This window comes from Paraeggerthella hongkongensis, from assembly GCF_003726035.1.
Lineage (GTDB): Bacteria > Actinomycetota > Coriobacteriia > Coriobacteriales > Eggerthellaceae > Paraeggerthella > Paraeggerthella hongkongensis.
Window position 1 is genome coordinate 63,436 of sequence record NZ_QICD01000008.1, and the last position, 13,225, is coordinate 76,660.

The 13,225-nt window shown below is 62.0% G+C and carries 10 protein-coding genes; 1 reads left to right on the forward strand and 9 read right to left on the reverse strand.

Going from position 1 to position 13,225, the window contains the following annotated elements; all coding sequences use genetic code 11:
* The first annotated feature begins 63 nt into the window (after window positions 1-63).
* Window positions 64-1,749 carry an FAD-dependent oxidoreductase gene (locus tag DMP08_RS05790; RefSeq protein WP_123192009.1) on the forward strand — a complete coding sequence of 562 codons (1,686 nt, stop codon included), beginning with the start codon at window positions 64-66 and terminating at the stop codon, window positions 1,747-1,749.
* 160 nt (window positions 1,750-1,909) lie between these two features.
* Here DMP08_RS05790 and DMP08_RS05795 read toward each other — a convergent pair whose 3' ends face one another.
* The 9 genes from DMP08_RS05795 to DMP08_RS05835 form a co-directional block, all read right to left on the reverse strand.
* The gene (locus DMP08_RS05795) at window positions 1,910-2,452 is read right to left on the reverse strand and encodes a methylated-DNA--[protein]-cysteine S-methyltransferase (RefSeq protein ID WP_123192010.1); all 543 of its coding nucleotides are present in this window, start codon (window positions 2,450-2,452) and stop codon (window positions 1,910-1,912) included.
* 99 nt (window positions 2,453-2,551) lie between these two features.
* Window positions 2,552-3,697 (reverse strand): DUF3810 domain-containing protein, encoded by a 1,146-nt coding sequence (locus DMP08_RS05800; protein ID WP_123192011.1) that lies wholly within the window; start codon window positions 3,695-3,697, stop codon window positions 2,552-2,554.
* A gap of 76 nt (window positions 3,698-3,773) precedes the next feature.
* Window positions 3,774-4,817 carry a ribonucleotide-diphosphate reductase subunit beta gene (locus tag DMP08_RS05805; RefSeq protein WP_123192012.1) on the reverse strand — a complete coding sequence of 348 codons (1,044 nt, stop codon included), beginning with the start codon at window positions 4,815-4,817 and terminating at the stop codon, window positions 3,774-3,776.
* A gap of 218 nt (window positions 4,818-5,035) precedes the next feature.
* Window positions 5,036-7,567 carry a ribonucleoside-diphosphate reductase subunit alpha gene (locus tag DMP08_RS05810; RefSeq protein ID WP_123192013.1) on the reverse strand — a complete coding sequence of 844 codons (2,532 nt, stop codon included), beginning with the start codon at window positions 7,565-7,567 and terminating at the stop codon, window positions 5,036-5,038.
* 296 nt (window positions 7,568-7,863) lie between these two features.
* On the reverse strand, window positions 7,864-9,504 hold the full coding sequence (locus tag DMP08_RS05815) for an FAD-dependent oxidoreductase (RefSeq protein ID WP_123192014.1): 1,641 nt from the start codon (window positions 9,502-9,504) through the stop codon (window positions 7,864-7,866).
* Between the two features lie 8 nt (window positions 9,505-9,512).
* Entirely contained in the window at window positions 9,513-10,076 is a 564-nt protein-coding gene (gene ahpC / locus DMP08_RS05820) for an alkyl hydroperoxide reductase subunit C (RefSeq protein WP_123192015.1), read from the reverse strand.
* Window positions 10,077-10,298: 222 nt separating this feature from the next.
* Window positions 10,299-11,777, reverse strand: coding sequence for an ABC transporter ATP-binding protein (locus DMP08_RS05825; protein WP_244596831.1), 1,479 nt, complete (start codon window positions 11,775-11,777; stop codon window positions 10,299-10,301).
* A 9-nt stretch (window positions 11,778-11,786) separates the two neighbouring features.
* Window positions 11,787-12,542 carry an energy-coupling factor transporter transmembrane component T gene (locus DMP08_RS05830; protein WP_244596832.1) on the reverse strand — a complete coding sequence of 252 codons (756 nt, stop codon included), beginning with the start codon at window positions 12,540-12,542 and terminating at the stop codon, window positions 11,787-11,789.
* Between the two features lies 1 nt (window position 12,543).
* The gene (locus tag DMP08_RS05835; protein ID WP_114567526.1) at window positions 12,544-13,194 is read right to left on the reverse strand and encodes an MptD family putative ECF transporter S component; all 651 of its coding nucleotides are present in this window, start codon (window positions 13,192-13,194) and stop codon (window positions 12,544-12,546) included.
* Window positions 13,195-13,225: the final 31 nt, after the last annotated feature.

Sequence of the window (13,225 nt, forward strand, 5' to 3'; positions counted from 1 at the left end):
GCGTGCCGCGCTTCTTCGCATCGGCGAGGATCGCGGGAGGGATTGAAAGGGAAGGGGAATTCCATGGAAATCAATCGCAGGAACTTCTTGAAGGGCGCGCTCGTCACCGGCGCCGCAGCAGCGGCCGCCGTTGCGCTGCCGGCGTGCAGCCCCGCCGCTCCGGCCGATTCGTCGGCTGACGCAAGCGGCTCGGCTCAAGGCGGCGCAAGCGCGAAGCATACGTGGGAAGTAGCTCCCGCGCCCATCGCCGACATCGCCGAGACGCAGGACTTCGACGTGGTCATCGTGGGCGCCGGCCTTGCGGGCGTCAACGCTGCGGAAGCGGCGGCGCGAAACGGTGCGAAAACGGTGGTCATCGAGCGCAACACCACCATATCCATTCGCGGCGTGGATGTGGGCCACATCGGCAGCAAGTACCACAAGGCGAACGGCTTCGACCTGGATCCGCGCGTGGCTACGCGCTACCTGCACCACGCGTCCCACCAGACCACGAACTACGACCTCATCTACGTATGGGCCTCGCGTTCCGGCAAGGTGTTCGATTACATCGAGGAATTGGGCGCCGCAAGCGGCGTGAGCATGGTGCCCGCGCTTTCCGGCACCGCCAAGTACGGCAACTGGTCCAAGCTTTCCGACAACTGGCGCGTCTACCCCGATGCCGTGTCGTTCGTGCGCGGCGGCGAGACGTACGACATGCGCGACGACGGACAGCCCGTCAACATCACGTTGGGCGAGCTGGTATACGAATCCGCCAAGAAAAACGGCGCCGAGTTCGTGTTCGAGGCGCGCGCCGAGCAGTTGGTGGGCAATGCGCAAAGCGGCATCACGGGCGTTGTCGCAACCACGAAAGACGGCAAGCACGTGCAGTACAACGCCAAGAACGGCGTCATCCTGGCCACGGGCGACATCGGCGGCAACCAGGAGATGGTGGACGTGTTCTGCCCCATTTCGAACCGCTCGGACGCGAACGTGTACGCCCCTGCCGGCTTCAACAACGGCGACGGCATCCTCATGGGATGCTGGGCGGGCGCGGCCATGTCCAAAAGCCCCGCTGCACCGATGATCCACCAGTTCACGCTCGACACGCTTGAGTTCAACCTCACGTCCTTCATCATGAGCTGGCTTGCGGTCAACGCCAACGGCGAGCGCTACGGTGCCGAGATGCCCTTCGAACCCATGCTGACCAACGCCCGCATGAACACGCCCGGCAACATCGCCTGGTCCGTCTTCGACAGCGACTACGAGACGTACGTCATGCAGCAGCAGCCCGAGCGTTTCGATCGCTTCACCGACGGCCTGGACGCCGTCATGGAAAAGTGGCTGGGCAACGGCAAGCTTGTCAAGGCCGACACGCTCGACGATCTGGCGAAGCAGCTCGACATCCCGGCGGACACGTTCAAGGCCACCGTGGAACGCTACAACAGCATGGCCGAAACCGGCGAGGACATCGACTTCGACGTGCCTGCGCAGTGGCTCGCGCCGGTCAAGACCCCGCCGTTCTACGCAACGAAGAACGTGTGCAGCACGCTGACCATTCCGTTCGGCCTGCATGTGAACGCCGACTCCCAGGTGCTCACGGCGGAAGACCAGCCGATCGACGGCCTGTTCGCCATCGGCAACGTGCAGGGCGACTTCTTCGGCAACGACTACCCCGTGCACTGCCCCGGCGTCAGCCATGGCCGCTGCGTGACGTTCGGCCAGCTGGTCGGCGAAGCGTGCGCGAAGGACACGGTCATCAGCAAGATCTAGACCGTCTGGACAACGCGGAGCACCGCACCCTCCCGCGAAAAGGCCGCATCAAGCGGCCTTTTCGTCATCTTGGAATGTCGAGCGAAAAGCTACAAGGGCGCCCTCCGATCTCTTGCAACGGCAAGGAAGATGCCCTGCGCCATCCCGCAACGCCGCGCCCCTACAACGCCGTGCCGCACGCCGGCACGTAAAGACCCTCCATGCTCGCGCCCTCGTGTTCGAGCAGCCAGATTTTGCGCTCGATGCCGCCCGCGTACCCCGTAAGGCTGCCGTCCGACCCCACCACGCGATGGCACGGAATGATCACGGAGATAGGGTTGTGCCCAACAGCTCCGCCCACCGCCTGAGAAGACAGCTTCTCCTTGCCGTCCTCCTGCGCGATCTCGCGCGCCAGCTCGCCGTACGTGCGCACGCAGCCGTAGGGGATCTCCATAAGCTTGCGCCAGACGCGCAGCCGAAACGCGGTGCCGCTCGGCTTCAAGGGCAGCTCCGCGATGGCAGGCTGCTCGCCAGCGAAGTACCGGTCGAGCCAATCCTTCGCCTGCATGAATGCCGGCAAATCGTCGTTCGGAGCCATTTCGCCGTCCACGGTGCCGCCGAAGTACTTCTGCCCCGCCATCCACAGCCCGACGATGCTCTCGCCGTCGCTCGCAAGCGTGACTTCGCAGAACTCGGGGCGAGCGTAGTTCGTCCGATATATCATGCGCGTTCCTTTCGTCCATTCGGCAAGCGAATTCCGCAGGCAGACGTCCGCGCACCCGCGCGCAGACCCCTCCCGCACAAGTCTATCGCGAAAAGAGCGCTACTGCCCCGCCGCTCGCCGTTCGGCCAAAAGCAGATCCACCATGCGTCCGTAGCTCCGCATGCCGTCAACCTGGTTGTTCGCCTTCAGATACGTGTCGTTGGCAGTGTTGGAAACGTTTTGGACCGGACCCTCGTACTTCGCCCAATGCTCGGCGCGCTGGACAAGGTCGCGCTGCACCGCAGGCGCAAGGCCAGCTGCAATTTCCGAAGCCCGTTCGGGATCGACCTTGCGCAGCGCGCCCAAGGCGTTATCGTACGCCAGCAGACAGCCGCTGTAGCGCATCAGCGCGTCATCGGATTGCCTGCACGCCAAATACGCGATGAAGTTCGCTTCGTCCTCGCGCATGAATCCGCACTGGTGCGCCAGCTCGTGCGCCATGGTCCAGGGAATCGTAAAAAACGGATTGTCCACGTTGATGTTCGACTCCGCTGTGAAGGGGAAGAACATGCCGCCGATGTTCGCGTACGACAGCAGCTTGGAAGCGAGCACCGGCTTCGGCGGCGAGTACAGCGGCCGCTCCAGCACGGGATACCGCTCGGCAAGCTTGCGCATGGCCTCGACCGACTCCTGCGCATAGCGCTCGAACTGGCCCGGCTGGGCGTCGAACAGGTCCGTGTCGTCGCCCAGCTGCGCCCGGGCTCGTCCCAGTTCGTCAGCAAGCGAAGCGGTAAGCGTCACAAGCTCTTCCTGGCGCTGCGCCGCATCGACGTCGGCTTCCTCCACATCGTAGCCAACGTGCTCGGCGAAGGTGTGCCGATAGTAGTTCAACCCGCACAAAGCCGTGAACAGGAAGTACACCGTGCAGCAGATGGCCGCAGCACCCATCGCGGCGCGGTACGCCACCATGAGCCGCTCCCCCTTGCCCACGACGAGCTTGCGAACGTAGAAGCCCAGATAGCCCGCGCAAAACAGCAGGAACAGCGCCACGACCCACTCGGCCACGGAAAAACTCGCAAGCGAGGGCAGAAACCCCACGACCGACGACAACGCCGGATACGCCGCCTGGCTGTACACCTGCTCCGTCCAGTCGGGATGCTGCCGCGCATACGCGGTCATCGCCAGCGCGACAGCCCCAAGCGGAAGGAACAGCATCCGTTTGAGCAAGAAGTCCCGCACGCCGCGTTTCGATTCGTTGGTTTTCATACGGGACAGTATACCCGCGCCGTCAAACCGCGAGGTCGTCGACCGGTCAAGAACGGCTCGCAGGCAAGCCCCATCCCTACAGGTCGTCCACCAGCGCGCTCGACTTCGCATAGGCGGTGCTGCGCGCCTCGAAGAAGTCCGTCTTGATCATGTTCGCGTTCGCGAATTGGCTCACCCACGACATGCTCTCCGGCTCGCGCTCGTGACCTTCGTACAAGGGATCGAATCCCAGCTGAGCGCAGCGAAGGTTGCCCAGGTACTGAATGTAATCGGTCACCATCTGGCGGTTAAGACCGGCCACATCGTCGCCGATGGCGTAATGACCCCAGCGAATCTCCTGCTCGCACCCCTCCTTGATCATGGCGCGGTACTCGTCGATCAGCTCGGACGTGAACAGCGCGGGCTCCTCTTCCTTGAGTTCCAGCAAAATGTTGCGGAACAGCCACAGGTGCGTGTTCTCGTCGCGGTTGATGTAGCGGATCTCCTGCACCGACCCCGGCATGAGGTTGTTGCGGCCCAGATTGTAAAAGAACATGAAGCCGCTGTAGAAGTACACCCCTTCCAAAATGTAGTTCGCCACCAGCACGCGCGCGAGCGCTTCGGGGCTCTTGTCGTCCTGGAACTCGTTGTACAAATCGCCGATGAACTCATTGCGCCTCAGAAGATGCTCATCCTCCTTCCACTGGTACAGCACGTCGTTGCGCTCCTGCGGCTCGCAGATGGTATCGAGCATGTAGCTGTAGCTTTGGCTGTGCACGGTTTCCTGGAACGTTTGGATGGCCAGGCACAGGTTCACCTCGTTGGCGGTGATGTACTCGCCCACGTTGGGCAGGTTCGCCGATTGCAGGCTGTCAAGGAAGATGAGAAACGACAGGATCTTGTCGTAAGCGCGCCGCTCAGGTGCGGGCAGCTTGCGGTAATCCTTGATGTCCACGCCAAGGTTGATCTCTTCGGGTATCCAGAAGTTGTTCATGGCCTGGCGGTACCAGTCGCTGGCCCATTCGTACTTCATGTTGTTGAAGTCGTTGAGGTTCGTCGTGTTCCCGCCGATCATCCGCCGGTCGAGCACATCGGTGTCCCCCAGCGGGTTGAACAGGGGCTTCTTCTTCAACTGGTTCATAAAAGCGCTTCCTCTCAGAAAACGATTGCGGACAAACAAAAAGGGCTTCAGAAGCCAGTACGAGCGTGTGACGAAGGTTCAACCCACGATCAGGGGCTTCTCGGCGGCACCCACCAAGCGAGTTCCGCACGAGCCGAAACGCCCAGTGGGCGTTTCATGCGAGCAGGACTGCCGAGCGACTGGGTGTTGCCGAGAAGCCCCCGTCCCTCAGGTTCAACCTACGACGAGCACGCTTCGCACTCTTCCACTTCCAAGCTCTTCGAACGCACGTAGTAGATGGTCTTCACGCCCTCTTCCCAAGCCAGAAGATACAGGTCGAGCACGCGGCGGAACGTGTACTCGTTCGTGATGTACAGGTTCATGCTCTGCGCTTGGTCGATATGGCGCTGACGCGCGCCGCACGCGCGCACCGACCACGTCTGATCGATAAGATGGGCGTTCTTGTAATACCAGAACGTGTCCACCGACAACTCGGGCGCAACGCGCGGCATGAGCCCGTTTTTCTTCTCCTCCAGAAAGTAGCGGTTCATAACCGGGTCGAGCCCCGCCGTGGTGCCGGCAATGATGCTCGTGGAACTGGTGGGCGCCACAGCCAGAAGGTAACCGTTGCGCAGACCGTGCTCGGCCACGTCGCGCGCAAGATCCGCCCAGCGCCCGTCGGTCAAGCCCCTGTCGAGAAAATACTCGCCCGTCTGCCAACCGCTCCCTTCGAAGAACTCGTACGAGCCCTTTTCCTGCGCAATGGCGCAGCTGGCGCGCACCGCGGCGTAGTGTACGTCGCCGAACACGCGATCAGCGAACGCCAAATGCTCCTCGCTTTCCCATCGGATGCCGCTTTTCGCCAGCAGATGGTGATAACCGCTCACGCCCAGCCCCACAGGTCGGTACTGACGGTTGCTGATCTGCGCGTAGGGCACCGGGAAGAAGTTGAGGTCGATGACGTTGTCCAGCGCGCGCACCGCGCTCTCGGTGATCTGCGTCAGCTCATGCGCATCGTCCATGTCGATATGCCCCAGCGACAAGCTTGCCAGGTTGCACACCACGAACGCTCCGGGCTTCGTTACCGTCACCACCACCTGCTGGCCGTCAACGTCCTCGATGCGCTGCTCGATCTGCTCGATGACCTCCATGTTCTGCGCGATTTCGGTGCACAGGTTGCTGCAATAGATTACGCCCCGATGCTTGTTCGGGTTCGCTCGGTTCACCGCATCGCGGTTGAACGTGAACGGCGTCCCCGTCTCCACCGCGCTCTTGATGATCAGCCGGATGACGTCCTTGATGGGAATGACCCGCTTCTTAATGCGCGCGTCGGCCACGCATTCCAGATACTTGATCGTCCATTCCTCGCCGAAACAGTCCTCCAGCGCGTAGCCCTTCACCGCAAGAATCTCGTGCGGGCACATGAGGTACCAGTCGCCTTCGATGTTATCGCGCGCCTGCTGCCAAAAGTAGTCGGGATAGCACACGGCCGGGAACACGTCGTGCGCCTTCATGCGATCATCGCCGTTGTTCGTACGCAGGTTCAAAAACTCGGGCAAATCGCGATGCCACGCATCCAGGTACACCGCCACGGCGCCCTGGCGCATGCCCAGCTGATCGACCGCCACCGCAGTGTCGTTAGCCAGGCGAATCCACCGGATAACGCCACCGGCAGCACCGTCGAACCCGCGTATGGCGCTGCCAGAAGCGCGCACCTTGCCGAAGTACAAGCCCATTCCGCCGCCGTACTTGCTCACCTTCGCGAAGTTGTCGATGCTGCGATAGATGCCGTCCAGACTGTCGGGCACCGTGTCGATAAAGCACGACGACAGCTGATGAAACGGCTTGCGCGCGTTCGACAACGTGGGCGTGGCCATGGTCACCTTGAGCGTGGACAGCATGTCGTAGAACCGACGCACCCACTGCATGCGATCCTCCACGCGCTCCTTCATAGCCAGGTGCAGCGCAATGCCCAAAAACATCTCCTGCGGCGATTCGAGCGGCGCGCCTTGATGGGTGCGAATGACGTAGCGATCAAGCAGCAGCTGCAACCCTGCATACGTGAACAGGTCGTTGCGGCGCAGGTCGATGAACGCCGCGGCTTCGTCCAGCTCGGCTGGCGTGTAGCTTTGCAGAATATAGTCGCCGTACAGGCCCTCTTCCGCAAGGTAAGCGACTTTTTGCGCGAAGCCGTCAATGCGGCGCACGGCCATGCGCTCGGCAAGCGCACGCTCGAATTGAAGCATGAGCAGGCGCGCGGCGATCATCTCCCACCGCGGAGCCTCCTGCGTGGTCAGTTCCACCGCCGCCTTGATGAGCATGGCAAGCTTCTGGTCGTCCGAAGCCTCGGGCTTCGCGAACGACTGGAACTTCGCTTGCAAATGCGCAAGCTCGTATTCCTCCTCGGGAAACTCCTTTTGCGCGGCGGCAAGCGCGTCGGCCAAGCCGGAAACGCCCGCGAGCTGCGCGCACAGCTTCTCGCGCGCCATCCGCTTGCGCGTGCGCTCTTCGCGATACAGGATGTAGCTTTTCAGCTCTTGGTAATAATTGGCCTCCATAAGAGCGCGCTCCACCAAGTCCTGCACGTCTTCAACGGCAATGGCGCCGTCGCAAGAAACGGCCTCCATAGCGCGTTCGACGTTCGCCACAAGGCGCGCCGCCTCGCCATCGGTCAAAGCGCTGCCCACGCTACGAAACGCCGCGCCCATGGCGCGCTTGATCTTGCCAGCGTCGTACGGCTCCGTCGTGCCGTTGCGTTTGGAAATCTGCATGATGGTCCGTGTCCTTTGCACTCTTGCGGTTGGAGCAACCATCCTAGCATGATATGTTGCTAAAATCACAACATATTGGGGAACGAATAGGCAACACACGCTATCGCTACGATAAGAAACGGGATGCCTTGCGAAGAAAATCGAACGTTGAGCTGACCGATCCGCCAGGTAGGGCGCCAAAATCGCACGCCTTTCCCGCATATCGCCGCCCAAAGCACAACGACCCGACCGTGATCTGCGCTCTGGCAACGGGCTCGCCGGAGCGCAGATCACGGTCGGGTCGCCCCGCCTGCCGACTAGCCCACCAAGTCGAGCAGAGCCCCCAGGTTCTTCTTGCCGAAGCTCACGCGCTCGCCGTCGTTCACCACGACGCACGGCACGCTCATCACGTTGAAACGCTCCTTCAAGTCCGGGAAGTGGTTCAAATCGTACACGTCCGCACGCACATGAGGGCTCTCCGCCGCGATACGCTGCGCGGCCGCCACCGTATCCGGGCACATCGTGCACGAAAGCGACACCAGCACCTTCAGGTCGACCGGCCGAGAGATCGCTGCGATAGCTTCACGCGACTCGTCGTCGATAGGCTGCCCCGGACCTGCGGCGTTGTACAAGCCCAACACGAACGAGGTGAACTCATGGCCTCCCGGAACGCCGTGGAACGCCAGGCCGGTGGCGGTCCCGTCCGGTCGACGCACCCGCACGCACGGAGCCTCGGCTTCTTCGCCCATATCCTGGCTCACCTCCACCGATAGCTTGTCCGTCAAACGCGCAAGCTCCTCCATGTAGGCTCGAAGTTCTTCGGACGCAGCGCCTTCGCCGAGCGAAAGACGCAGCACGAGCGAGTTCTCCATGCGTCCGAACACCGTGTCCAGCTGAGCGCGAGTCGCCTCATCGAACAAGCCGTCGCCTTCGCGAGGCGTCTCCGTGGCAACGGGCAAGCTTGCCGCCCGCGCCGTCGCACGAACGGGCCGCACGGGAACCAAGCCCGTCCGCTCCTGCATCGCGGCCACGTAGCGCTCCATTTCCGTGGCGGCAAGCGCAGCCTCGCCCGTAGCCGTAACCACCTGGCGCAGCGCCTTCACGCACACGTCGCCTGCAGCGTACAAGCCCTCGACGCTCGTGCGCTGCGATCGGTCGGTCACGATGTAGCCGAACTCGTCAACCTCCGCCGCCTCGCGCACCAGCTCGGTTGCAGGCTCGTATCCGGCGAACACGAACACGCCGAACGAATCGCCCTCGGAGGCGCAACGCTTCGTCACCTCGCCGGTTGCAGTGTCGCGATAGCGCACGCACCGAACGGCGTCGTCGCCCGAAACCTCCTCCAGCTGCGTATGGGGCAGCACGGTGATCTTCTCGTGGGCACGCGCCTCGTCGGCAACCGAGGAAGCGCACGTGAAGTCGTCAGTGACCATGAGGATGGTCGCATGCGTGGCGTACTTGGTCAGAAACACGCTCTCCTCGGCAGCCGCGTAGCCGCCGCCCACCACGAACACTTCCCTGCCCTCGAAGAACTCGCCATCGCACGTGGCGCAGTACGCCACCCCGCGCCCCTGGAACGCGTCTTCGCCTGCAAAGCCCACGCGACGAGGATGCGCGCCGGTGGCAAGCAGCACGGCGAAGCATTGCAAATCGCCGCGCGTGGTGCGCACGGTCTTCACGTCGCCTTCCAGGTCGACGCCCACCGCTTCGGCCAGCAAGAACTCAGCGCCGAACGCTTCGGCCTGGCTGCGCATGGACTCCGCAAGCTCCTTGCCGCTCGCGCTGGGAACGCCCGGATAATTCACGATCTCAGAGGTGATGGTTATCTGCCCGCCGAAATGGTCTTGCTCGACGACGATCACCCGGTAGCGGGCCCGGGCCAGGTACAACGCGGCGGTGAGCCCCGCAGGCCCACCGCCGACGATGACGGCGTCGTAGAGCGTCTGCTCGTTCGCCATGTTCGGAATTACAGCTGACCGACCAGGTCCAAGCTGGGCTTGAGCGTTTCGGCGCCCGGCTGCCACTTCGCAGGGCACACCTCGTCGCCGTGCTCGGCCACGAACTGGCTGGCCTGCACGCGACGGAGCAGCTCTTCGGCGTTGCGGCCCACGTTGCCCGCGGTCACTTCGTACGCGACGATCTTGCCTTCGGGGTTCACGATGAAGCTCCCGCGCTCGGCCAGGCCGTCCTCTTCGATAAGCACTTCGAAGTCGCGCGCCAGCGCATGCGTCGGGTCGGCCAACATGGGGTACTGGATCTTCTGGATGCGCTCGGAAGCGTCGTGCCACGCCTTATGCACGAAATGGGTGTCCGTGGAAACGGAGTAGATCTCGCAACCGGCAGCCTTGAACTCGTCGTACTTGTTGGCCAGGTCCTCAAGCTCGGTGGGACACACGAACGTGAAGTCGGCCGGGTAGAAGAAGAACACGCTCCACTTGCCCAGGACGTCTTCCTTGGTCACCGTCTTGAACTCGCCATCCTGAAACGCCTGCACGCTGAAATCGGCTACCTCTTTGTTGATCATCGACATGCTGAAACTCCTATCCACTAATGATATTAATTCCTGATAAGGTCTTGCGGATATGATACTTCATCTATGCCATTTTACTAGGCGCTTCACAACATGCGCACAAGGGAGGAACGCACCGCCGATGAAGGGTTGATTCACCGGCCAAACCCCAAGCTCCGGGCAGCGCCCGCTCCGCTCGCTGCCCAACCACAGCCCGTCCCATCCCCGGCTCGACAGCAAGCCTTACGCAACCAGCCCTTCCAGGTCGAACCGATGCGTGCAGCATGCGCGCATGAACTCGTTGTCGTGCGTAACCACCACAACCGCAGCGCCTTCATCGGCCGCGCACCGCAAAGCATCGGCCAGCTTGCGCATGCTGACGGCATCCAGGCCGCTGGTAGGCTCATCCAGCATGAGCACCGATCGACGCGAAACCAACCCGCACGCAATGGACAATCGCTGCTTCTGCCCGCCCGACAACGAAGCGGGATGACGGTCCCGGAGCCCATCGAGGCCCAACCGCTCGAGTATGCGCTCGGCATACGCCGCGCGTTCTTCGCTTTTCTCAACGAACAGCAGCACCTCCTGGTCAACGCGCGCCGCAAAGAACTCCATGCTCACGTCGTTAGGGCTGTACCAAACCCGTTCGCGCAATCTTCGCCGGGAAAGCGCCGCGCCGCCTATGCGCACCTCGCCCGCATCGGGTCGCCGCAGCCCAACCACAACCTGAGCAAGGCTGGTCTTCCCCACGCCGTTGCTCCCCGTAAGCGCGAGAATCTGCCCCGAACGCACCTCAAAGCAAGCTCCCGAAAAAAGAACCTTCCTTCCGCGGGAAACCGTTAAGTCGCGCACGTCCAACACAGCCGGTTCTGGCGCTGGACGTGCACCCTTCGAAGCCTCTTCCGAACGCACGGTCGAAGAATCCTCCGCTTCGAAGCCGGGCGCATGCAAAAGAGGGCGCCGCACGGGAGTCGGGCTGCGCACGCCCATCGCAGCGCGCTCGGCATCGGACATGCCCAACACGTCCGATCGCGAGAGCACCGCCTTCATTTCCCCGTGCTCCATATAGCAGAACCGATCGGCGCAATCCATCAGATAGGCAATGCGATGCTCCGCCACCACCAGCGCGTACCCTTGCCGCTTCAAGTCCATCAATACGGCGCCCAGCTCTTGGGCGGCAGCTTCGTCAAGGTTGGCGGACGGCTCGTCCATAGCAACGATGCGCGGCGCAGGAGCCAAAGCAGACGCAATGGCCACGCGTTGCTTCTGCCCGCTCGAAAGCTGATCCACGGGAATCCTGCGCAGATCGTTCAGCCCCAAGCGCCGAATAGCCGCGTCGGTTCGGCTCACCACTTCGGCGTGGGGATACCCGATGTTCTCGCAGCCGAACGCAACCTCTCCGACAAGCTGGCTGGAGAAAAACTGGGTCGCCGGGTCCTGGAACACGCTGCCAACCAGCTCGGATCGCTGCCAAGCCGCAAGATCGCGCGCAAAACGGCCGCCCAGGAACACCTCGCCGGAAACGTCCCCACGATAGTACCCTCCGGCCAGCCCGTTCAGAATTCGCACGACCGTCGTCTTCCCGCTGCCCGATGCGCCCATCAGCACCACGCATTCCCCGGGCTTCACGCTCAAGTCCACGCCGTGAAGCGTCTCGGGCGCATCAAGATACGAAAAGCGCACCTGCACAAGCTGCGCAATAGGATCTTCCTGCATCCTCATCCACGCTCCTCACGAAAGCCAAACATAGGCGGCAATCGCCGCCGTGAACACAACCAAACACGCCGCATCCGCAAGCTTCACGGGGCTGCGATAGTAACTCGTTCGCCGCGTCGGAGCCTCGGCCGCACGAGCAACAGCCGAAGACGACAGCCGGTCCGCGCTATCCACCAGCGAAAACATCAGGGGAACCAGAACGTGCTCGAACGCCTGAACAGGATCGCCCGCCACGCAGCGCAGCGAAAGCACACCGCGCCTTCTGCACGACTCGCGCAAACGATGGACGCTCGAGCGAACCGTCGGCGGAAATCGCAGCAAAACAAGCGCGCCCACGATGAACTTCTTGGGAACGCACGCCCTTGCCAGCGCAGCGCTTATCAAGCCTGGCGGCGAGAGCGCTACCGCAAGAGCCGCCACCATAACGGGATACGAGTTCAAGCCGGCATACAGATGCACCGGAGAAAACACCAAGATCCGGGCGTTCAGATACACCAGCAGCAGGTACACCCCGCCCAATACCGCATACGCGACAAGCAGCTTGAGCGCCATGCCGGCCCGCCCGCCAACGGCAAGGTAGGCCAGCAAAATCCCAGTCAGGAAAGGCGTGAACGGCGAACTGCCCGCAACCGAAACCGCAACCGCCGTCAAAACCAGCACCGCGGCCTTGGTGCCCATAGCAAACCCCGCCTCGCTCCAAGCGGGAGCAAGACGCATGACCTGCGGCTCCGACGCACGAGCGAACCGATTGCCTTGAGCATTTCCTTCCATGCTAGATAGCACCCGCCTTCGCAAAGTGCTTCTTCATAAGGCGCTTGCCCACAAGCGCGCCCAGCAATCCTCCGATTGCGGTGATCGCCACAATGCCGACCAGCCACTCCCAGCTTGTATAGTACTTAAGGTACGCGTCGATGTACGCCTGCCCCACTTGCCGGACTTCCAGCGTTTCTTGGATGTAGGCGGTCAAATTCACATATATGGGAATAATGGACGACAGAACGTACAAAGAGCTGTACGTCGTCCACGCCCCCACCACGCAATTGGGCTTCGACCGAAGAGCGGGCGTGCGCAAAAACAGCAGCTCGATGATCAAGCCGCCGGCAAAGTAAAACGGGATCATGTACCAGTAATTGCCCATCAAGCAAAACGCCAACGAAGTCAAACCCGCAAGGAATATCGTGGTGCCGAAGCGGTTGACCCTCATGATCATGAGGAAGTACAAAGGCGCGACGGCAAATGAGGAAATGGCCGTGCTGGCAACCATCGATACATCGATGTTGATCGTGCTGATGGCAGCAATCGAAATCTGAATCACGATGATCAAGGCGCTGAACAGCACCGCGGTCACCACTTCCTTAACGCCCCATCTTCGCGACTCGGCCCCGCCCTGAGCTTTCGGGGTGTTTTTCGCTGTCTGTTCCATATCAATCCTACTTTCAAACGTCATGTGTTCA

Coding starts and splice junctions, on each gene's coding strand:
- DMP08_RS05790 (WP_123192009.1), top strand. CDS start 64: ATGGAAATCAATCGCAGGAACTTCTTGAAGGGCGCGCTCGTCACCGGC.
- DMP08_RS05795 (WP_123192010.1), bottom strand. CDS start 2,452: ATGATATATCGGACGAACTACGCTCGCCCCGAGTTCTGCGAAGTCACG.
- DMP08_RS05800 (WP_123192011.1), bottom strand. CDS start 3,697: ATGAAAACCAACGAATCGAAACGCGGCGTGCGGGACTTCTTGCTCAAA.
- DMP08_RS05805 (WP_123192012.1), bottom strand. CDS start 4,817: ATGAACCAGTTGAAGAAGAAGCCCCTGTTCAACCCGCTGGGGGACACC.
- DMP08_RS05810 (WP_123192013.1), bottom strand. CDS start 7,567: ATGCAGATTTCCAAACGCAACGGCACGACGGAGCCGTACGACGCTGGC.
- DMP08_RS05815 (WP_123192014.1), bottom strand. CDS start 9,504: ATGGCGAACGAGCAGACGCTCTACGACGCCGTCATCGTCGGCGGTGGG.
- ahpC (WP_123192015.1), bottom strand. CDS start 10,076: ATGTCGATGATCAACAAAGAGGTAGCCGATTTCAGCGTGCAGGCGTTT.
- DMP08_RS05825 (WP_244596831.1), bottom strand. CDS start 11,777: ATGAGGATGCAGGAAGATCCTATTGCGCAGCTTGTGCAGGTGCGCTTT.
- DMP08_RS05830 (WP_244596832.1), bottom strand. CDS start 12,542: ATGGAAGGAAATGCTCAAGGCAATCGGTTCGCTCGTGCGTCGGAGCCG.
- DMP08_RS05835 (WP_114567526.1), bottom strand. CDS start 13,194: ATGGAACAGACAGCGAAAAACACCCCGAAAGCTCAGGGCGGGGCCGAG.